We start from the raw sequence: 21291 nt of genomic DNA, 5'->3' as shown, positions 1-21291 counted from the left end.
ATGGCGATGACGAACCTTTCCGGCAAAGTTGCGCTGCTGACGGGCGGTCTGGGTTCGCTCGGCCGTGCCCAGGCTGCCGCACTCGCTCGCGCCGGCGCTCGCGTGCTTTTGCTTGACCGTCCTGAGACCGTCGAAGGCCCTGGGATCGCAGCTGAATTGGCGTCGGCAAGCAAGGGTGCGATCGTCTATATCGGCTGCGACTTGAACCAGTTGGCCGAAGCCGAAGCGGTGGTCAGGGCGCTCGCCGACGAAGAAGGCGCGATCGACATTTTGATCAACAACGCGGCGCTTATCATCAACCGTCCCTTCGAGGACTTTTCACTTACCGAATATGAGGACCAGATCCGCGTGAATTCCTCGGCTGCCTTCGCGCTGGCGCGCGCCTGCGCTCCTGGCATGAAGAAGAAGGGCCACGGGAGGATCGTCAATTTCTGTTCGGTGACGCTGAACGGCCGCTGGGAAGGTTACGTGCCTTATGTAGCCTCGAAGGGCGCCATGCTGGGTCTCACGAAGTCGCTGGCGCGGGAATTGGGACCGCACGGCATTACCGTGAACGCAGTGTCGCCGGGCGCTGTCGTTTCCGAGGCGGAGGAGCGCGTTTTCGGGGAACGGCTCCAGGAATACAACGACTGGATTCTGACCAACCAGAGCTTGAAGCATCGCATCGAGCCGCGGCACGTCGCCGATCTCGTGCTGTTCCTTGTTTCCCCGGCCTCGGACATGATCAGCGGCCAGAACATCAGCGTCGATGGTGGCTGGTAGAAGTGGCTTTCCGTCGATGACAAACAGTGATGCGGTCGAGCTTGCCGACGGGCGCGCAAGCCTAGTGGTGAGCCCTCGCCAGGGCGCCGCCATCCTGCGCTACGACGCGCTGCGCCCCGGCCGGGTGCCCACGCCTGTTATCAAGCCATCGACGGGCCTGCTGAAGTTCGGGTCCCAACTGTTGATTCCATGGTCGAACCGTATTTCCGGCGGGGGCTTCGAGTTCGAAGGGCGCTACCATGCGATCGAACCCAATGTCGAAGGCGAGCCGTTCCCGCTCCATGGCGACGGTTTTCAAAGGCCGTGGCGGCTGACACGACGAACCGGCACTGAAATGGAGCTGGTTTTGGAAAACGGTGCAATCGGGCCCTATCGCTACCATGCAAGTGTCCGCTACGCGCTGGAGGATGGCGCGCTGGCCGCGGCCCTGACCGTCGAGAACCGCGCCGCCATGTGCTTGCCCTACGGGCTCGGCTTCCATCCCTGGTTTCCGCGCAGCCCGCACACCTCGCTCCAGGCATCGGCGACAAGGGTCTGGCTGGAGGACGAACGCCATCTGCCGACGGCGGTTGTGCCGCTCGCATCCCGCCCGGACTGGGATTTCTCGCAAGCTGTGCCCCTTCCCGACACCTGGGTCAACAATGCGTTCGAAGGCTGGGACGGCCGTGCGTCGATCGCCCAGCCGGATGACGCCATCATTGTCACGGTCGAGGCATCGTCGACGCTGAACGTCTTCGTCCTTTATTCGCCGGCACGAGATGCCGATTTCTTCTGTTTCGAACCGGTTTCACATGTCGTGGACGCCCATCACGGCAGCGGCCTGACCGCGCTGGAACAGGGCAGATCGACAAGCGCGCATTTGCGTCTACGCTGGGATGGACTGTAGCGCCGAATCGAGAGTTGCTAGGCGGCGTTCTTCGGCGCAGGGACATGGCCTGTCCGACTTGAAGAAGAGACCATGGCACTCCACAATGTTGAAACATCCTGCCCTGTGACGAGAGAGTAGTGACGAACATGATCTTTCTGCCTGATGACGATGGTGTCTTTCTCGGCCGCGCTCGATCACCGGCCGCGCCCCATCCCCTGGTGGTCACGGTCCGCGAAGGCACGGTTTTCGACATCACGTCGCGTGCGGCACCGACTGTGCGTGACATCTGCGAGATGCCGGATCCTGCCGGCCATGTGCTATCGGCCAAGGGCAGACCGATCGGATCGCTCGATGACATCGCCGCCAACAGTTTTGAGGCCAAGCGCGATCCGGCAAAACCGTATCTGCTCTCCCCGGTCGACCTGCAGGCGGTCAAGGCCTCGGGCGTCACCTTCGTCGTCAGCCTGCTGGAACGGGTGATCGAGGAACAGGCGCGCGGTTCGGCTGAAAAAGCCGACGCCATCCGCGCCGACATTGCCGGACTGATCGGCCACGATCTGTCGAAGCTGAAGCCCGGTTCGCCCGAAGCGATGGAGATCAAGGCCAAGCTCATCGCGCGCGGCGCCTGGTCGCAATATCTGGAAGTGGGCATCGGCCCCGATGCCGAGATCTTCACCAAGTGCCAGCCGATGGCCTCGGTCGGCTTCGGCGCCGATGTCGGCCTGCACCCGGTGTCGACCTGGAACAATCCGGAGCCCGAGATCGCCATGATCGCCGCCTCGAGCGGCAGGATCGTCGGCGCCACAATCGGCAATGACGTCAATCTGCGCGACGTCGAAGGGCGTTCGGCGCTGCTGCTCGGCAAGGCCAAGGACAACAATGCCTCGGCCGCTCTCGGTCCCTTCATCCGGCTGTTCGACGACACGTTCTCGATCGATGACGTGAAGCGGGCCGTCGTACGCCTGAAGGTCGAGGGCGAGGACGGGTTTTCGCTGGAGGGCGCAAGCTCGATGGCCGAGATCAGCCGCTCGCCGGAAGAACTGGTTGCCGCCGCCATGGGCTCGCACCACCAGTATCCGGACGGGCTGGCGCTCTATCTCGGCACCATGTTCGTGCCTTCCAAGGATCGCGGCGAGAAAGGCAAGGGCTTCACCCACAGGGTCGGCGACATCGTCACCATCTCGTCGGAAAAATTCGGTGCGCTGGTCAACCGGGTGCGGCTGTCGCCCGACTGCCCGCACTGGACCTACGGCGCCAGCCATCTGATGCGGGAGCTGGCGAAGGCCGATCTGATCTAAGCCGGCTTTCGCCCCGGATCGCCATCAACACAATTTTATGCGGAATCCGGATGACTAAGGACGCAATCCGCTCCAAGATCGCGGCGCGGTCGGGGGGCCGTCCGTATGTCCGATTCGCCGATACTGTTGGTGCACAACGTTGCCAGGCGCTTTGGCGGCACGGTCGTGCTCGAAGACATGAACCTTGCGGTCGAGCGCGGCTCGATCCACGCGGTGGTCGGCGAAAGCGGCGCCGGCAAATCGACGCTGATCAAGGTGCTGGCAGGCATCGTCCGGCCGGATAGCGGCACCATCGAGTTTGACGGCAAGAAGGCGACGATCAGCAGCCCCAATGCGGCGCGAAAGCTCGGCATCGGCGTCGTCCTGCAGCAGCCCGGGCTGTTTCCGGAGCGCCCGGTGCTCGCCAATCTGTTCGTCAATCGCGAACCGCTGCACAATGGACTGATCTCGCGGCGCGAAATGGAGGCGCGCAGCCGTGACCTGCTTCGCCAGCTTGGCCTCGCCGTCGATGTTCGCGCCCCGCTCGGCGATCTCGGGCCAGGTGAGCGGCAACTGATCGCGATCGCCCGCGCGCTTCTGGAAAACCCGAGACTGCTCATCCTCGACGATCCTCATTCGGCGCTCGACCGGCGCGGGACAGATCGGCTGTTCGCGGTGCTGCGAGGGCTGAAGGCCAAGGGCATGAGCATGCTCTACGCCTCGAACCGGCTGGAGGATGCGCTGGCCATTGCCGACCAACTGACGGTCATCCGTAGCGGCCGCGACGTGCTATCAAAGGCGCGGCAGGAGCTGACGACATCGGAGGAAGCGATGATCGGCCAGTTGCGCCAGTCGTTGTTTCCGCTGCCGCTCAAGGCCATGCCGACGCTTGCCGGCACGCTGCGGCCGCAGCTCGCGGTTTCGGGGCTTGGCGGCGGCAGGTTGTCGGATATCAGCTTCACGGCGCGCGCGGGCGAGATCGTCGGCCTTGCCGGGCTTGCCGGCTCCGGCGTGTCGGACCTGCTTGCCCTGTTGTTCGGACAGCACAAGGCGCGCGCGGGCAGAGTGCGCTTCCCGGACGGGGACGGCTTGCCGAAGACCCGCACGGAAGCGGCGCGGCGCAACATCTGCATGATTTCAGGCGAGCGCGGCAACGGGCTGATGCAAGACAAGTCCATCGCCTTCAACCTGGCGAACGTCGTCGTCGGTGCACGCGACTGGGGGTCACGCTGGTATTCACCCGTGATGGCGCTCGGCCGTGCCGCGCGGCAGATCGAGGCGCTGCGCATCAGGTCCGCTCCGGAGGAGCCGGTGGGCTCGCTGTCGGCCGGCGGCCAGCAGAAGGTGATCATCGCCAAATGGCTGGAAATCGGCCCGCAAGTGGTGCTGCTCGACGAGCCGGCGCGCGGCATCGATATCGGCAGCAAACAGGAAATCTACGCGTTGATCCGGCAGATGGCGGCCAGCGGCTGCATCGTGCTGCTGCATTCGAGGGAGTTGTCCGAATTGACCGGCTTGAGCGATCGCATCCTTGCCTTCCACCAGGGCCGGCTCGCGGGCGAGATCGCCGGCGCCGACATGGATGGCGGGCGGCTGCTGCAGCTGATCGCGGCGGGCGAGGCAGAGGGCGAAGGCCGACAGATCAAGCTGGAGAGCGTTGCATGACCAGAACCGATACCGCACCGCCTTTGGCCGGATCGGCGAACCGTAGGCCGGGGCGCCGCATTCGGCTACCGGCTGAGACCGGTGCCGCCGTCGGGCTCGCCGCCATGCTCGGGCTGCTCGGCTGGCTCCAGCCTTCCTCCGTCGATGCGGCCAATCTGTCGTCACTGCTGGAGCAAGCCGCCCTGCCCGGCCTGCTGGCGATCGGCATGGTGTTCGTGCTCACCATGCGCGAGATCGACCTCTCGGCCGGTGCGGTGTTCCATCTCACGGCAACCTTCACAGCCCTGCTCGTGGTTGCCGGAATGAACCCCTGGCTCGCCGCCCTGGCGGGTATCGCGGCCGGCGCCGGGCTCGGCCTGATCAACGGCCTTCTGGTGATCGCGCTGCGCCTGCCAGCTCTGCTGGTGACGCTCGGCACGTGGTGGATGATCCAGGGCCTGTCACTGGTCATCGGCAAGGGACAGACAATCGCGCCGCCGGGCGCGGATGGGAGTGTCTTGGCCACGCTGTCGGGCAAGGCGTTTGTCATTGTGCCGGTGACAGGCATCGTCTTTGTCGTGCTGGCGATGGCAATGCATGTCGTGCTTCACCGCACCCGCTTCGGCTACCGGGTCCAGGCCGTGGGCAGCAATCCGCGGGCTGCCGCCTATGCCGGCATTCCAACAGACAAGGTCAGGGTGCTGACGCTGGTGCTGATGGGTGCGATGGCTGGGCTTGCCGGCGTGATCCATCTCGGCGCCCAGGGCGCCATTGCCCCCGGCGACGGCGGCACTTTCGCACTGCTGGCGATCACGGCGGCAATCATTGGCGGCACATCGCTTTCGGGCGGCAACGGCAGCGTCATCGGTGCCGTGATCGGCATGCTGGTCCTGCAGGCAATACTGAGCGCCATGACCTTGCTTGGCGTGGATGCCATCTGGGCCGCCTTCGCCACCGGTGCCCTGATTGTGCTTGCCCTCGCGATCGACAGGCTGGTCAATCTCTGGCGCAACCGGCGCGCCGGACACGGTGAAGACAATCTGCTCGGCTGAGCCTCGACACCAATTATCCGACAGTCGGAAAATCACCTGAACTGATGCAATCTGATGGGAGCATTGATGGCGCCTCGTCAGACGACAACTACATCTGCAGATGGAGGCTTGCCATCCGCAGAAAAAGGGAATGCTCTGACGCATTCAACCGGCGCTGGCAAAAGACGCAATCCGGCGGTCGCCGGAACACAAGGGACGGATTCGGAACTGACCATCTACAAACGGGAGGAAATCAAATGCTGACACGGCTAAGACTCGTTCTATACGGCCTGTTGGTGGCGCTGATGGTGATACCAGCAGCGGCACAGGCCAAGACGTTCTACTGGATTTCGCATGGCGGCCCGGCCGACCCGGTCTGGACCTACTTCCTGGCCGGCGCCAAGCAATGGGCCAAGGACACCGGCAACACCGTCAACACCTCGTTCCACAATGGCGATGTGGCCTCGCAACAGGAGGCGGTTCGCGCCGCCCTCTCCGCCAAGGCCGATGGCATCGTCACCACGAGCCCCGACCCGGGCAGCCTTGTCGAGATCGTCAAGGAAGCGCGTGCGGCCAACATTCCGATCATCAACTTCAACACGCCTGACCCGAAAGCCAATTTCAACGCCTATGTCGGCGGCGACAACATCACCTTCGGCAAGCACTGGGCGCAGTATCTGGTCGACAAGGGCCTGGTGAAGAAGGGCGACTTCGTCTGGATGCCGGTCGAGATCCCCGGCGCCACCTATGGCGTCCAGGAAGAGGAAGGCATCAAGAGCGTCTTCGGTCCGCTCGGCATCACCTATGAAATCACCGAAGCGACGCTCGACCAGGCCGAAGTGATCAACCGCATGGTCGACTACCTCACCGCCAACAAGGCCAAGGTCAAGGCGATCATCGGTCTCGGCGACCTCGTCACCGGCTCGATCAAGCGGGTGTTCGACCAGGTCGGCGTCAAGCCGGGCGAAATTCCGGTCGTCGGTTGGGGCAACTCGCTCGACACCACCCAGGAAGTGCTGAACGGCTATGTCAATGCCGGCCAGTGGCAGGACCCGCAGGCGACCAGCTATGTCGCGCTTTCGCTGGCCAACATGGCGGCCAGCGGCATTCCTCCGGGCTTCAACGTGATCACCGGCGCGCTCTACGAAAAGGACACGGCCGCGGTCTACGACAAGATCCTGTCCGGCAAGTAAGATCCAAACCCAAGCAGTCGCGATCGCCCTGGCGGTCGCGACTGGCTTCTCCATTCGCCGAGCCTTTCGCACGCCTATGTGCAGGTGTCAGCCAATCCCCATCATGTCGCGGGTTATCAGTGGAAAACCATTCCCTCATCCAACGCCTGATCGCGCGGCCCGAGTTCGGCCCCTTCGTACTGCTCGTCGTCGAGATCGCCGTCTTCTGGAGCTTCAATCACGACTTCCTGTCGCCGCAGAACATCTCCAACACGCTGGCCTTCACCGTCGAGCTCGGCCTGATCGCGCTGGCGATGACGCTTTTGATGACGTCAGGCGAATTCGACCTTTCCGTCGGCTCGCTGTTCGGCTTCTCGCCGGTGCTGATGTGGACGCTGTTCAACAGCGGCCTCACTTCGCTTGAGGTTGGCTTTGTCGCCGCGCTGCTGGTTGCCGCCCTCATCGGGCTGGTCAATGGCTGGTTCGTGACGCAGCTCAAGATCCCGTCCTTCCTGGTGACGCTCGGCATGCTGCTGGTGGTGCGCGGCACTGCCCTCTTCGTCACCGACGGTTTTCCGCAGCGCACCTGGAGCGCCGAGGGCAGCTGGCTCGCCAACATACTGGTCGGCGACTTCTTCATCGGGCCGTTCCGCATCTACATGTCGCTGTTCTGGTTCATCGCCGCGGCGATCGCGCTCGGCTATGTGCTGACGCAAAGCCGCACCGGCAACTGGATCCAGGCGGCCGGAGGCAACCCCAGTGCTGCGCGCGCGCGCGGCGTCAATGTCAGCGGCGTCAAGATCGGTCTGTTCGTGCTGTCGTCGGTCATGGCCTCGCTCGCCGGCGTCATCTCCTCGCTGCGCACGTCGGCAGCCAACCCCAACAGCGGCACCGGCTATGAGCTCGAAGTCATCGCCATGGTGGTGATCGGCGGTACAGCACTTACCGGCGGGCGCGGCACGATCATCGGCACCGTGCTCGGCATCCTGATCCTGCGCGTCATGCGCAACGGCATCGTGCTGATCGGCGTGCCCGGCCTTGCCTACAACATCTTCATCGGCGCGATCATCCTTGGCATGATGGCGCTGCATTCATGGCTGGAACGCCGGCATCAGGCGGGGACTTGAACCATGGCCGAGCCGCTGATCCGCATGCAGAACATCCGCAAGTCCTATGGCCGCGTGCAGGCGCTGGAGGATGCCAATTTCCACGTCAATGAACAGGAGATCGTCGGCCTGCTCGGCGACAATGGCGCCGGCAAGTCGACGCTGATCAAGGTGCTTTCGGGCGCCGTGCCGCTGACCAGCGGCGACATCTTCATCCGCGGCAAGAAGGTGACCTTGCGCAGCACCAGCGACGCCATCGCCCACGGCATCGAGACGATCTACCAGGACTCGGCACTGGTCACGCAACTGTCGATCGCCCGCAATCTGTTCCTCGGGCGCGAACCGATCAAGCCACCGCGCTTCCTCAACCGGATGGACCAGGACGCCATGAACAATGTCGCCCGCGACCTGCTCAAGCAGGTCGGCATCTCGAAGAATATCCCGCCGACGACGCCGATCGGCTCGCTGTCAGGCGGCGAGCGCCAGGCAGTGGCGATCGCGCGCGCCATGCATTTCGACAGCGACCTGATCATCTTGGACGAGCCGACCAACAATCTCGGCGTCGCCGAGACGCAGGGCGTGCTGAGTTTCGTGCGCAGCGCCCGCGATTCCGGCCACTCCTGCATTTTCATCGCCCATAACATCCACCATGTATTCCAGGTGGTCGACCGCATCGTCGTCATGCGCCGGGGCAAGGTGGTCGCCGACGACATCGACCCGAAGAAAACCAGCGTGGCGGAGGTCGAACGGATCATCACCGGCATGTCGGACAAGGAAATCCGCGATGCCATCGCCGATGGCAAGCCATCGCACTGACTATCGGGTGATGGGTGGCAATCATCCGTCACCTCAAAACGCATCGCTCGTCTGGCGCAGCATCGCATCGGCGCATAGGGTTGCGCCATGAAAGCCACCGTCTCGGATATTGCCCGCAATTGCGGGCCGTGGGTTGCGCCATGAAAGCCACCGTCTCGGATATTGCCCGCAATTGCGGGCCGTGGGTTGCGCCATGAAAGCCACCGTCTCGGATATTGCCCGCAATTGCGGGCCGTGGGTTGCGCCATGAAAGCCACCGTCTCGGATATTGCCCGCAATTGCGGGCCGTGGGTTGCGCCATGAAAGCCACCGTCTCGGATATTGCCCGCAATTGCGGGCCGTGGGTTGCGCCATGAAAGCCACCGTCTCGGATATTGCCCGCAATTGCGGGCCGTGGGTTGCGCCATGAAAGCCACCGTCTCGGATATTGCCCGCAATTGCGGGCCGTGGGTTGCGCCATGAAAGCCACCGTCTCGGATATTGCCCGCAATTGCGGGCCGTGGGTTGCGCCATGAAAGCCACCGTCTCGGATATTGCCCGCAATTGCGGGCCGTGGGTTGCGCCATGAAAGCCACCGTCTCGGATATTGCCCGCAATTGCGGGCCGTGGGTTGCGCCATGAAAGCCACCGTCTCGGATATTGCCCGCAATTGCGGGCCGTGGGTTGCGCCATGAAAGCTACCGTCTCAGATATTGCCCGAAATTGCGGGCTGTGGGTTGCGGCATGAAAGCCACCGTCTCGGATATCGCTCGCAGCTGCGGGCTGTCGACCGCAACGGTCGACAGAGTGCTCAACAACCGGCCAGGTGCGAGTGCCGCCAACCGGCAGCGCGTCTTGGAGGCGGCCAAGCAGCTCGGCTATCTGCCGGTCGCCGATCAGGTGACGCTGCCCTCGCGGCCCGCCCATCTCGAATTCCTGCTGCCGATCGGCAGCAACGCCTTCATGCGCGATCTCGCCGGGCATATCGAGGATTATGCCGCGCGTCTGCCACTTGTCGCCTCGTGCCGGATCCACAACCTTGCCGGCATCTCGCCGAGCGCGCTGCAGACAGCCGTCGAAAACCTGTCGCTCAGGGCCAATGGCGTCGGTGTCATCGCCGTCGACCATCCGCGCACGCGCAACATCCTGCGCGACATCGTCGACGCCGGCATGCGCTTGGTGACGCTGGTGTCCGACGTTCCGGCGGCACCGCGCTCGGCCTATGTCGGCATCGACAACCGGGTGGCGGGACGAACGGCGGCGCTGCTGATGGGACGCTTCCTTGGCGGTCGCACCGGCCATCTGGCAATGGTCGTCGGCTCGCGCTCCTATCGCGGCCACGAGGAACGCGAAATGGGTTTCCGCTCGGTGCTCAATGAAGAGTTCCCTAATCTGACGGTCAGCAGCGCCGTCGAGATCAACGACGAGCCTGATGTCAGCTACACCGAGACCATGAAGGCGCTGCACAACGAGCCGGAGCTGCTCGGCATCTATTGCGTCGGAGCCGGACACTCGGGCGTTGCAAAGGCGATCCGGGAAGCCAGGCCGAACCGCAAGCCGGTGTTCATCTGCCATGACCTGACCAAGGACACGCGGGGCCATCTCGTCGACGACCTGCTCGATGTCGTCATCGACCAGAATGCCAGGCTGATCGCCGAGCAATCGGTCATTCGCCTGCTTGGCTCGATCGCATCCTCGGCGCCCTATCTGACGCGGAAGTTCATCGAGCCGCGCTTGATCTTCAGAGAAAACGTTCCGGTGCAGTAAGGCGGAGTGGCCTGGCAAAGTCTGTTTCCGGATTTGTAGGATAATTGATACGGCAAATCTGCACAGCAGCTATGCACAATTCATTGTTGCCGAATCATTGGGCAATTCGTAGTTTCTGGTTGTCGGCCATCTACTCCTCCCAGATGCGATGCCGACGCTGAATGGGGTGCACCTCCTCCCGCGCCACATTCGAAATCGAGCCCGCTGCCACCTCCTCCCGGCAGCGGGCTTTTTTCGTTCAGCCGTCGGAAATTCCTGTGCCGCCCGCGCCAAAGGGCGTTAGGCATCCCTCGGTCGCAGATCGGCAAATCGCCAACAGTCGCGGCGGATTTCAACCGGCGGCGGTACCCCGGAAGGAAACGATCAACCCTTCGGCCATGCGCACGAACTGCGTGCTCGGACCTTCGGCACCCACGGTCTGCACACTGACACGCGCGCCCTCGAACAGCAGCGACAGCGTATCGGCGAGCAGTTCGGCCTGACCAATGCCGGCATCTCGACATAGCGTCACAAGGCGCTGGCGCTGGACTTCCTTGAGCTCCCTGATCACCAGCCTGGCCGGATGGTCGGGCTCGGTCAGCTCAGCGGCGGCATTGGCCATGTCACAGCCACGGCCGTCAGCATTGAGCATGGCAGCCGCCTTGCGAACCCAGGCGTGCAGCTGCGCAAGCTTGTCACCAGGAAATTCGGCCTCGAATGCATCCCACATGGCGCCAGCCTTGGCCGCATTGGCGCGCAGGCATTCAACGATCAGCTCGTCCTTGGATTCGAAGTGACGATAGAGCGTCATCTTGTTCGTGCCGGCAGCCTCGGTGATGGCGTCGACGCCGACGCCCTTGATGCCGTGCTTGTGGAACATGTCACGCGCCGTCTCCAGAATTCGATCCCGGGGACGTGAGCGCTCCACGACGCCGTCTGTCATCATGATCTCCTTTCGTTTCCTAAAAACCACGGCCACCTCTTGACTAGGGTGTTACCGGTCTGTAACTATGCAAATGTTACTTACTGGTAACACCTATGTCGCCTCCCGTCAATAACAAGGCCGTGAACTGGTCCTGCCAGATCGGAATGGGCGAAAAACTGCGGTTCATGCGGCCTCGGCCGGTGAAGAGATGAAAAACGGTTCGTGAGCATGGGCTGCGAATCGACAGACAAGGAGCCGGCCAATGCCACAGCGCCGCGATCTTACCATAGATGAAGCCGTCCGGGATCCGATGATCCGGCTGGTCATGCAAGCAGATGGCGTCGACCCGCGCGCCTTTGAAAAGATGCTGCGCTCGCTTGCCGATGCGCAACGCCATGAGGTGCCGTTGCTGCGTCCGCTGGACGAGCCCGGCGACGGGCGCCGTCAAGGGCTGTCCAGGGTTGCCAGCGCCTTCGGGCGGGCAAGAGCAGCCGGGGAGGCTTGCGTGTCGTGGTAAACTTTTTCATCCACCGTCCGATCTTCGCCTCGGCGATCGCCATCATCATGGTGCTCGCCGGGACGATTTGCTATTTTCTGCTGCCCGTCTCGCAGTTTCCCGACATCACACCGCCGCAGGTCGTGGTCAGCGCCCACTATCCGGGCGCCAGCGCGCAAGTGGTGGCCGACACGGTGACGACCCCGCTCGAGCAGCAGATCAACGGCGTGCAAGGCATGACCTACATGTCGTCGACGAGCTCGAATGATGGCTCCTCGACCATCACCATCACCTTCGATGTCGGTTATTCGCTCAGCACCGCCGCCGTCGACGTGCAGAACCGCGTCTCGCAGGCCGCCTCGTCGCTGCCGGCGATCGTCAACCAGGGCGGCGTGACGATCAAGAAGCAGAACCCGAATTTCGTCCTCATCGTCAACCTGACCTCGCCCGACAGTTCGGTCGATCCGGTGGCGCTGAGCAACCTTGCCTATCTGCAGGTGGTCGATCCGCTGAAGCGGTTGCCCGGCGTCGGCGACGTGCAGATCTTCGGCGAGCGGCGCTATTCGATGCGCGTCTGGCTCGATCCCGACAAGCTCGCCAACCTCGGCATCACCGCCGTCGACGTGCAAAACGCCATCGCCGAGCAGAACGTCCAGGTGGCGGCCGGCAAGATCGGCCAGTCGCCGGCGCCGGCCGGCACCGCCTTCGAGATGCAGGTCAATGCCGTCGGCCGCCTCAGTGACCCTAAGGAGTTCGGCGACATCGTCGTGCGCGCCAACACGGACACCGGTTCGCTGGTCAGGCTGCGCGACGTCGCCCGCATCGAGCTCGGCGCACTGCAATATTCGTCGTCGGCCTTCTTCGGCAAGGATCCGACCGTGGTGCTTGCCGTCTATCAAATGCCCGGCTCCAACGCGCTCGATCTTCAGCAGCGCGTCAAGGACAAGATGCAGGAGCTTTCGGGCCGGTTCCCTAAGGGCGTCTCCTATGCGATGCACTACGACACGACCCGCTTCGTCTCGGCCTCGATGCATGACGTGCTGATCACGCTCGGCGAAGCGCTGGTGCTGGTCGTCGCCGTGGTGTTCCTCTTCCTGCAGAGCTGGCGCACGACGATCATCCCGACCATCGCCATTCCGGTGTCGCTGGTGGCGACGCTGGTGGTCATGGAGATGCTCGGTTTCTCGCTCAACATGCTCTCTTTGCTCGGCATGGTGCTGGCGATCGGCCTCGTCGTCGACGACGCCATCGTCGTGGTCGAGAATGTCGAACGACAGCTGGAGGCCGGGCTCAAGCCGCTTGCGGCGACCAAGGCCGCTATGGCCGAGGTCACCGGTCCGATCATCGCCACCACCGCCGTGCTGATGGCGGTGTTCGTGCCGGTCGCTTTCATTCCCGGCGTCTCCGGCAAGCTCTACAACCAGTTCGCGCTGACGGTGGCGATTTCCGTCGGCATCTCCGCCTTCAATTCGCTGACGCTGAGCCCCGCGCTCAGTGCTGCCTTCCTGCGGCATCGCGGCGAGACGCAGTTCGCCCCGTTCCGCTGGTTCAACACCGGCTTCGACAGGCTGTCGCACGCCTATGCCAATGGTGTGCGCATCCTCATTCGCTTGCGCTGGATCATGCTCGGCCTGTTCGCGGCCGGACTGGTCGCCACCTATTTCGTCTGGCAGCGGCTGCCCTCGACCTTCCTTCCGGTCGAGGACCAGGGCTATTTCTTCGTCGTCATCCAATTGCCCGACGGCGCGTCGCTGGAACGCACCGACGCGGTGGCGCAAAAGGCGCGCGACATCCTGCAGGCGACACCCGGCGTCGACATTGTCGGTTCGATCAGCGGCCTAAATTTCCTGACCAGTGCCGCGCAGTCGAATTCGGCGGTCGAATTCGCCATCCTGAAGCCATGGGAGGAACGCGGTCCCGACCAGAATGCCTCGAAGCTCGTCGCCGACGTGCGCAGCAAGCTGATGCAGATCCCGGAAGCTTTTGCGCTGAGCTTCGATCCGCCGTCGATCCCTGGTATCGGCACCACGGGCGGCTTTGAATTCGTCGTCGAGGATCTCACCGGCCGCGGCAGTTCAGCCCTCAACGATGCCACGCAAGCCGTGATCGCCGAGGCGCGCAAGCAGCCGGAGATCAATCCGCAACAGCTGTTCTCGCCGTTCTCGACCTCGACGCCGCAGTTCAACTACGACCTCGACCGCAGCAAGGCGAAACTGCTCGGCCTCAACCTGCCTGACGTCTTCAACACGCTGCAGATCTATCTCGGCTCGCTTTACGTGAACGACTTCAACCTGTTTGGCCGCACCTTCCGGGTGACCATTCAGGCCGACAAGGATGCACGCGCGGGTGCAGCCGACATTTCGCGGCTCTATGTGCGCAATGCCTCCGGCGGCATGGTGCCGCTCAGCACTCTGGGCAAACTCGTACCCTTCGTCGGCCCGGAAACCGTGCCGCATTACAACAACAACGCCTCGGCCTCGATCAATGGCGGTGCCGCACCCGGCTTCTCCTCGGGCCAGGCGGTTGCCGCGATGGAACGGGCGGCCGCCACCGCACTGCCCAGGGATTTCGGTTTTGAATGGACCGGCATCACCTTCCAGGAGCTCAAGGCAGGCTCGATCGCGTCGGTCGTCTTCGGCCTCGCCATCGTCTTCGTCTTCCTGATCCTGGCGATGCAGTATGAGAGCTGGGCGATGCCGTTCATGGTGCTGCTGGCGGTGCCACTGGCCTTGTTCGGCGCCTTCGTGGCTTTGTTGCTGCGCGGCATGCAGATCGACGTCTACTCGCAGATCGGCTTCGTCATGCTGATCGGCCTGGCGGCGAAGAATGCGATCCTGATCGTCGAATTCGCCCGGCGACGGCGCGAGGAAGGCCTCAGCATCGTTGACGCGGCGATGGAAGCGGCACGTCTGCGGCTGCGGCCGATCCTGATGACGGCTTTCGCCTTCATCCTCGGCGTGCTGCCGCTCATGTTTGCGACCGGCGCCGGTGCCGCCAGCCGTCAGTCGATCGGCACCACCGTGTTCGGCGGCATGGTCGCGGCGACCATCCTGTCGCTGGTGTTCGTGCCGGTCTTCTACGCGGTCATCGAACAGCTGCGCGAACGCCGCGGCCATGACGAGCCCGCCTCTCAAGACAATGAACCAACTGCCGAACCCGCCTTCCCTCCCCTGGCGGAAGCGGCCGAATAAGATTGGAGACTAATCATGCGTAAATGGAAAATCGCGTTGGGAACGGCTGTCGCGCTGGGAGCGATCTCGGTGGCCAGCGTCCATCTGCTCGACATGGGCAATCTCAGCCTCAATGCCGGCACGGCAGGCGCGGCGCCTGCTCCAGCGGCGTTCGTCATGCCAGTGCCGGTGGTCAGTGTCGTCAAGAAGACGATCCCGATCTACCTCGACTACGCCGCGCGGACGGAGCCGATCCGCAACATCACCTTGCAGGCCAGGATTCCAGGCTACCTGCAGGAGCAGACCGCAGCTGACGGTGTCGATGTCCGGCAGGGCGATCTCCTCTACAAGATCTCACCTGACGACTTCCAGGCGGCTCTTGACCAGGCCAAAGCCCAGGTGCAGCGCGACACGGCGACGCTCGACTATGCCCGCTCGAACCTTGGCCGCGGCACCGAGCTTGCCAAGAGCGGTTACCTTGCCAAGGACGGCTTCGACCAGCGCACCAGCACCTTGCGCGAGGCACAGGCATCGCTGGCGCTCAACCAGGCGGCGGTCCGCACGGCAGAGCTCAATTTGAGCTATGCCGAAATCCGGGCGCCGTTCGGCGGACGCCTGGGCCGCAACCAGGCCTCGGTCGGAACGCTGGTCAGCGTCGCCGGCACCGTGCTTAACACGCTGGTGCAGCTCGATCCGATCTACGTCACCTTCAATCCGAGCGAGACGGATCTGGCCGAGATCGAGCAGGCCCGTGCGAACGGCCCGATCGAGGTCGAGGTGCTGCTTCCCGGCCAGGCCGAGGCCAGCCAGAAGGGCGAACTCACCTTCATCGACAATTCGGTCGACCGCTCGACCGGCACGATCACGGCACGCGCGACGATCGGCAACGGCAAGTTCACGCTGCTGCCGGGCCAGTATGTTCGGGTCCGGCTGCATGTGAGGCAGCAGGCCGACGCGCTGATGGTGCCGCAAACGGCGCTGGGCTCGAGCCAGCTCGGTAAATATCTCTACGTCGTCGGCAAGGGCAACACGGTCGATCAGCGGCTGGTCTCGCTCGGCCCGACGAGCGGCGATCAGGTCGCCATCCTGAGCGGCGTCGCCGAGGGCGATCAGGTGATCACGGGCAATCTGCAGAAGATCGGACCCGGAGCGCCTGTATCGCCGATGCCGGAAAAGCCGGCCACCTGAACACCCCCGTCAGGACCGGCTTCAGCGCGGCGCCCCGACCTTCCCACAGGTCGCGGGCGCCGTTTTCGTGAGCAGCTCGACCAGGCCGGCGACATCGGCGCGGTCGGCCTTTGCCGGCGGCATGAACGCGCAGTAGGGATGCCCGAGGCGGACCGAGACGGAGGACAGCGCGATCAGCCGCCCGGCCTCCAGATCGGCGCGTGCCATGACCCGCTGACCAAGGGCGATGCCCAGCCCCAGCCTCGCCGAGGCAATCGCCAGGCTGGACAGGCCGACCCGCCGCCCGTGCGACGGGTCGGGTGAGCGGCTGCCGCCGGAGGCCGCGAACCAATCCGCCCAGGTCGGATGCGAGGCATAGTTCGGCCCCCAATTGGTGTGAATGAACTGGCTCTCGTGCAGATCGGCCAGACTGGGATCGCCATCGCCGTGCCGGTGCCAGAACTCCGGCGCGCAGACCGGCAGGACGTCGTCGTGAACGAGACGAACAAGTTTCAATCCGGGATAGTGATAATCGCCATAGCTGATGCGCAGATCGATGTTCTGGCGCATCAGATCGACCGGATCGTCCTCGACCCGGACGTCGATCGCCATCTGCGGAAAGGCATCGAGAAGTACCGCCAGCCTCGGCGCCAGCCACAGTTCGGCCAGCGAGAACGGCACGCTGACGACCAGACGCGTCCGCAAGCCGCCCTCCAGCATGCGCCGGCCGATCGCCGCGATGTCGCCCAAAGCCTTCGCCGTCTGCGGATAGATGGCGTGGCCGGCGTCGGTGAGCGCGATGCGGTTGCCGCTGCGCACGAACAACTGCTTGCCGAACCAGCTCTCGAGATTGCGTATCTGCTGGCTGACCGCCGCCGAGGACACGCCGAGTTCAGAGGCGGCCAAGGTGAAGCTGCCGGCGCGGGCGGCGACTTCGAAGGCCTTGATCGCATTCAGCGGGGGCAACCGTTCCACACGGGCTTCCAAAAGTTTTTCTTGCCCAATCCTAACTATTTTCCGCGTTGAGAGAAAGATTTTTTTGCCGTCTCATAGGCTCGAAACCTCGGAGCCCATGACGATGAAAGACATCCTCGATCTCGACCGCTATCCGCTCGACCGCGAAGGCAGCGCCGAATGGCAGCGCCTTGTCGAACAATCCATCGCCGCGCTCGAAGCCGACGGCATGTTCAATCTGGAAGGGTTTTTGCGCCCGGGCGTGGCTGAAAAAGCCGTGCGCGAAATCGAGCCGGTGATGGCCGCGCGATCGCATGTGCACAAGCGCATGCACAACATCTACTTCAAGCCTGACATTCCCGAGCTAGGGCCCGATCACCCGGCGCTGCGCAAGGTCGAGACCATAAGCCATACCGTCTGTGCCGACCAGATTCCGGGCAGCGTCGTGCTCGCTATCTACGAATATGAGCCATTGCTGCGCTTCCTGGCCGCAACGATGGGCAAGACCAAACTGCATGTCATGCAGGATCCGCTGGCGCGAACCAACGTCATGGCCTATCGCGCCGGCGAGGCCCTGAACTGGCATTTCGATCGTTCGGAATTCACGACGACGCTGTTGTTGCAGGCAGCGGAGCGTGGCGGCGACCTCGAATACCGCACTGATCTGCGATCTGACGACAATCCGGACTATGATGGCGTCGCCAGATTGCTCGAAGGGCGTGACCCCGATGCAAAAATCCTGCGCATGAAGCCTGGCACGCTGAATGTCTTTCGCGGCAAGAACACCGCGCATCGCGTCACCACAGTCGAAGGCGAGCGTGAGCGCATGATCGCGGTGTTTTCCTACTATGAGAAGCCTGGTGTGATGTTCAGCGCCGAGGAGCGGGTCGGCTTCTACGGCCGCGCAGCCTGAGGCTGAAGAGACAGCCAGCGGTCCCAAAGAATCCGAAGATGACCTCTTGTTAGATTGTCGACAATCTGCTTGTCTTACTTTCGGTTTCCTTGGGAGAAGCAGCCGAATGGGGAAAGCGGATTTCAGTCCGATCGCGGACACCACGCGCCGCGCCGAGATCGTCGCGTTGCTGCGGCGCGCGATCCTGACCGGCCAACTCGAACCCGGCCAGAAGCTCAACGAGCTCCGTATCTCCGAACAAATGCGCGTCAGCCGCGCGCCGCTGCGCGAGGCGATGCGCGAGTTGGTCCAGGAAGGCATCCTGACCAGCATTCCCTATGCCGGCACCTTCGTCATCGAGGTCACAGCCAAGGACATCGACGATGCCTATTCGTTCAACAAGGTGATGGACGAGCTGGCCATCGAGCGGGCGTGGCCGCTGCGCGACCAGCGCTTCTTCGACGAGCTCGACCGGCGCCACGAAACTGTCAAGCAGGCGACCCGTGAGTTGGACACGACGCGCCAAATCGAAACCGCGCTGCAACTGCATGGCCTGATCTACGAATGGGCCGACAATTCGGTGCTGCTGGAAACCTGGCAACGGCTGACCAGCCGGCTGCAGATGTATTTTGCGCTCCACCAGCATGCCCGCAATGAGCCGGTGCCGGACGAAGACGTCCACGAAACCTATGTGCGGTTGCTGAAGGGCAAGGACATGCGTACAGCCCAGCGCCATGCCAGGGAGCACATCGATCTCGATTTCGAGGAGCTGCTTTCCTACGCGCGCGGCCTCGAACAACGCCCGTCCAGGGGCGCCTGACCCGTCCCCATCATCGCTGACAACGGACAAGACACGTGCAGATCGAAACTATCAAAGCCTACCATGTCGTGCAGCCCTTCGTGGACGGGCCCTATCGCATGTCGAAGGGGCGCGAGGCCGACGCCTTCGACGCGGTGATCGTGTCCATTACATCAGACAGCGGCATCACCGGCTGGGGCGAGATGGCGCCGCTCGGCAACTTTTATTCGCCCGCCTTCGCCGCCGGCGTCCGCGCCGGCGTGGTCGAGATCGCGCCGCATCTGATCGGCCACGATCCCCGCGGGCTGGCCAGCATCGGGCGGCTGATGGACACGGTGTTCAAGGGTCATCCCTACATCAAGTCGGCACTCGACATGGCCTGCTGGGATCTCGCCGCGCGCGCTGCCGACGTGCCGCTGGTCACGCTGCTCGGCGGCCGGGAGAGCGAGACGGCCGAACTCTACAAGGTCGTCACCCATGGCAGCGTCGACGCCATGGCCGCGCTGGCCAAGCGCATCGTCAAGGACGGCTTTCACCGGCTGCAGGTCAAGGTCGGCGGCAATGTCCATGACGACATCGAACGCGTCACCGCGGTCGCCGCCTCGGTGCCGAAAGGCACAGTCATCTTCTGTGACGCCAATGCCGGCTGGACACCCTATCAGGCGCGCCAGTTTGCCGACGCCACGCGCAGCATCGACTACACGTTCGAGCAGCCCTGCACGACGATCGATGAGAACATGTCCGTGCGCCGCATGCTCGACAAGCCCATGGTGCTCGACGAATCCGTCACCTCCCTCGAAGAGATGCTGGAGATCCATCGCCGGGGCGCGGCCGACGGGCTGACGCTGAAGATCTCGCGGCTGGGCGGCGTGACCAAGACCCGGCAAATCCGCGATGTTGCTGTCGATTTGGGCTTCATGATCACGGTCGAGGACACCGGCGGTGCCGAGATCGATACGGCGGCTATGGCGCACCTGTCGCTGTCGACGCCGGAGGAGCGCCGGCTGCACGCCATCGCCTTCCATGAATGGGTGACGGTGCGCACGGCGTCGAACATGCCGCCGGTCACCGGCAGCCGCATGGGCATTCCGGACGGGCCAGGCCTTGGCATCGATGTCGTTCCTGACCTGCTGGGTAAGCCTTTCTTCGTGATCGGCCGCTGAGATGAAAATCCGCAGCATCAAAGCCACGCCGATCAATCTGCGCCTCGAAGCGCCTTACGCTTGGGTGTTCGGCGAGCTCGACGGGTTTTCGCCGACCATTGTCGAGGTCGAGACCGAGGATGGCTTGATCGGCCTTGGCGAAGCGCCGACGCCGGCGGCGGCCGCAATCATCAATGACGGTCTTGCCCAGCGCCTGATCGGCCGCGATGCCTTCGACATTGCCGGCGCCGAGCATGTCTGCCTGCCCTACTGGACCGGCGTGCAGTCGATCAACGACCGTACCCGCATCATGGCTTTCGGCGCCATCGAGATGGCGTTATGGGATCTGCGCGGCAAGGCGTGGAACCAGCCACTCTACCAGCTGCTTGGCGGCGCCGTGCGCAAGGACATCCCGTTCACCGACTATTTCTCGCTGCGCGGCGATGGGCAAGAGGTGAAGGGGGAGACGACGCCGGAAGAGGTCGCCGATTATTGCGTCGAACTGCACGAGACACATGGAACGACCTTCTTCGAAGGTAAATTCTCGACCGAGGATCCGAAAGTCTCGCTCAAGATGGTCGAACTGATCCGCCGCAAACTTGGCGACGATGCGATGATCCGCATCGATTCCAACCAGGCCTATTCGCTCAGCACCGCGCGTCGGCTGGCGCGGCCGTTGGAAGAGCTCGGGGTGCGCAATTGGGAGGATCCGGTGGCGACCATCGAGGAGATGCGCGAATTGCGGCGCCATTGCTCGATCCCGTTCTCGACCCATAACATCGACATTGCGCGCGCCATGGAAACCAAAGTGCCGGACGCCATCGTCGGCAACCCGACGACGCATGGCGGCATTGGCCGCCTGCTGCGCTTCGTCGGCGCTTGCGAGCATGCCGGCATCGATTTCTGGTGCTACAGCGGCGACAGCGGCATCGGCAGCGCTGCCTATCTGCATCTGTGCGCGGCACTTGGCTGGATCAGGGAGCCAAACCAGTCGCTGTTTCGCATGCTGCCGATGGATGTCACCGAGGAAGGACCATTCTCCCCAAAGAACAACGTCGTGCGCGTGCCGGAAGGTCCCGGCCTTGGCGTCACCCTGTCGCGGGAACACCTCGCTGCCTGTCACAGAGACTTTACCGAGAAAGGACCGTGCAACAAGTATCATGACCCGGCAAAGCCTGGGACCTATCGCCGTTTGCCTCTGAACTAGATGACGGCAGCGGCCAAGACCAGTGACCAAGAGACGAGAAGCCAGCCGCCGCGACTTCGGTCGGGAAGGTCGGACAAGACGGTGGAAGCAAGTGCAGCCAAGAATCCGGCACGTCCACGCCACGACTGGATGGACCGG

The 21291-nt window shown here is 63.5% G+C and carries 18 protein-coding genes; 16 read left to right on the top strand and 2 right to left on the bottom strand.

Translation table 11 applies throughout. From position 1 onward, the window contains the following. Nucleotides 1-6 precede the first annotated feature (6 nt). The 9 genes from EJ076_RS14485 to EJ076_RS14445 all read left to right on the top strand — a co-directional run bounded on the left by EJ076_RS14485 (nt 7) and on the right by EJ076_RS14445 (nt 10422). Nucleotides 7-762 (top strand): SDR family oxidoreductase, encoded by a 756-nt coding sequence (locus EJ076_RS14485; protein ID WP_126068338.1) that lies wholly within the window; start codon nt 7-9, stop codon nt 760-762. A gap of 16 nt (nt 763-778) precedes the next feature. After that, nucleotides 779-1648: an aldose 1-epimerase gene (locus EJ076_RS14480; RefSeq protein ID WP_126068337.1), complete on the top strand. Its 870-nt coding sequence runs from the start codon at nt 779-781 to the stop codon at nt 1646-1648. A gap of 119 nt (nt 1649-1767) precedes the next feature. Then, entirely contained in the window at nt 1768-2928 is a 1161-nt protein-coding gene (locus tag EJ076_RS14475) for a fumarylacetoacetate hydrolase family protein (RefSeq protein ID WP_126068336.1), read from the top strand. A 105-nt stretch (nt 2929-3033) separates the two neighbouring features. Then, complete coding sequence (locus EJ076_RS14470) at nt 3034-4572, top strand: sugar ABC transporter ATP-binding protein (RefSeq protein ID WP_126068335.1); 1539 nt, start codon at nt 3034-3036, stop codon at nt 4570-4572. Continuing rightward, entirely contained in the window at nt 4569-5603 is a 1035-nt protein-coding gene (locus EJ076_RS14465; protein WP_164548639.1) for an ABC transporter permease, read from the top strand. Before EJ076_RS14470 ends, EJ076_RS14465 begins: the two co-directional genes overlap by 4 nt. A gap of 236 nt (nt 5604-5839) precedes the next feature. Then, nucleotides 5840-6775: a substrate-binding domain-containing protein gene (locus EJ076_RS14460; protein ID WP_126068333.1), complete on the top strand. Its 936-nt coding sequence runs from the start codon at nt 5840-5842 to the stop codon at nt 6773-6775. 119 nt (nt 6776-6894) lie between these two features. After that, nucleotides 6895-7881: an ABC transporter permease gene (locus EJ076_RS14455; protein ID WP_109662047.1), complete on the top strand. Its 987-nt coding sequence runs from the start codon at nt 6895-6897 to the stop codon at nt 7879-7881. Between the two features lie 3 nt (nt 7882-7884). Beyond that, the gene (locus EJ076_RS14450; protein ID WP_126068332.1) at nt 7885-8676 is read left to right on the top strand and encodes an ATP-binding cassette domain-containing protein; all 792 of its coding nucleotides are present in this window, start codon (nt 7885-7887) and stop codon (nt 8674-8676) included. 723 nt (nt 8677-9399) lie between these two features. Further along, on the top strand, nt 9400-10422 hold the full coding sequence (locus tag EJ076_RS14445) for a LacI family DNA-binding transcriptional regulator (protein WP_126068331.1): 1023 nt from the start codon (nt 9400-9402) through the stop codon (nt 10420-10422). A 331-nt stretch (nt 10423-10753) separates the two neighbouring features. On the opposite strand, the gene EJ076_RS14440 is transcribed toward EJ076_RS14445, so the two are convergent. After that, a complete protein-coding gene (locus tag EJ076_RS14440) occupies nt 10754-11344 on the bottom strand; it encodes a TetR/AcrR family transcriptional regulator (RefSeq protein WP_109663284.1) in 591 nt (196 codons plus the stop codon). A gap of 244 nt (nt 11345-11588) precedes the next feature. On the opposite strand from EJ076_RS14440, the gene EJ076_RS14435 reads away from it, so the two are divergent. From EJ076_RS14435 to EJ076_RS14425, 3 genes are read left to right on the top strand one after another with little or no spacing between them, the layout of a single operon-like run. Next, nucleotides 11589-11843 (top strand): hypothetical protein, encoded by a 255-nt coding sequence (locus EJ076_RS14435; RefSeq protein ID WP_126068330.1) that lies wholly within the window; start codon nt 11589-11591, stop codon nt 11841-11843. Next, the gene (locus EJ076_RS14430; protein ID WP_126068329.1) at nt 11837-15013 is read left to right on the top strand and encodes a multidrug efflux RND transporter permease subunit; all 3177 of its coding nucleotides are present in this window, start codon (nt 11837-11839) and stop codon (nt 15011-15013) included. The genes EJ076_RS14435 and EJ076_RS14430 overlap by 7 nt, the downstream gene beginning before the upstream one ends. 15 nt (nt 15014-15028) lie before the next feature. Then, the gene (locus EJ076_RS14425) at nt 15029-16180 is read left to right on the top strand and encodes an efflux RND transporter periplasmic adaptor subunit (protein ID WP_126068328.1); all 1152 of its coding nucleotides are present in this window, start codon (nt 15029-15031) and stop codon (nt 16178-16180) included. Nucleotides 16181-16201: 21 nt separating this feature from the next. Here the strand turns inward: EJ076_RS14425 and EJ076_RS14420 are convergent, their stop codons facing one another. Continuing rightward, a complete protein-coding gene (locus EJ076_RS14420; protein WP_126068327.1) occupies nt 16202-17134 on the bottom strand; it encodes a LysR substrate-binding domain-containing protein in 933 nt (310 codons plus the stop codon). A gap of 103 nt (nt 17135-17237) precedes the next feature. On the opposite strand from EJ076_RS14420, the gene EJ076_RS14415 reads away from it, so the two are divergent. The 4 genes from EJ076_RS14415 (at nt 17238) to EJ076_RS14400 (ending at nt 21153) form a co-directional block, all read left to right on the top strand. Further along, nucleotides 17238-18026: a 2OG-Fe(II) oxygenase gene (locus tag EJ076_RS14415; RefSeq protein WP_126068326.1), complete on the top strand. Its 789-nt coding sequence runs from the start codon at nt 17238-17240 to the stop codon at nt 18024-18026. 106 nt (nt 18027-18132) lie between these two features. Further along, a complete protein-coding gene (locus EJ076_RS14410; RefSeq protein WP_126068325.1) occupies nt 18133-18825 on the top strand; it encodes a GntR family transcriptional regulator in 693 nt (230 codons plus the stop codon). 35 nt (nt 18826-18860) lie between these two features. Further along, nucleotides 18861-19967, top strand: a complete 1107-nt coding sequence (locus EJ076_RS14405; RefSeq protein ID WP_126068324.1) for a mandelate racemase/muconate lactonizing enzyme family protein — start codon at nt 18861-18863, stop codon at nt 19965-19967. Between the two features lies 1 nt (nt 19968). Next, nucleotides 19969-21153 carry a mandelate racemase/muconate lactonizing enzyme family protein gene (locus EJ076_RS14400; RefSeq protein ID WP_126068323.1) on the top strand — a complete coding sequence of 395 codons (1185 nt, stop codon included), beginning with the start codon at nt 19969-19971 and terminating at the stop codon, nt 21151-21153. Nucleotides 21154-21291 lie beyond the last annotated feature (138 nt).

Origin of the sequence: Mesorhizobium sp. M7D.F.Ca.US.005.01.1.1 (genome assembly GCF_003952545.1) — a bacterium.
In the GTDB taxonomy this organism is placed as follows: Bacteria; Pseudomonadota; Alphaproteobacteria; order Rhizobiales; family Rhizobiaceae; genus Mesorhizobium; species Mesorhizobium loti.
Note: the sequence above shows the minus strand (reverse complement) of the source record. Positions and strands in the feature narration are given on the sequence as shown.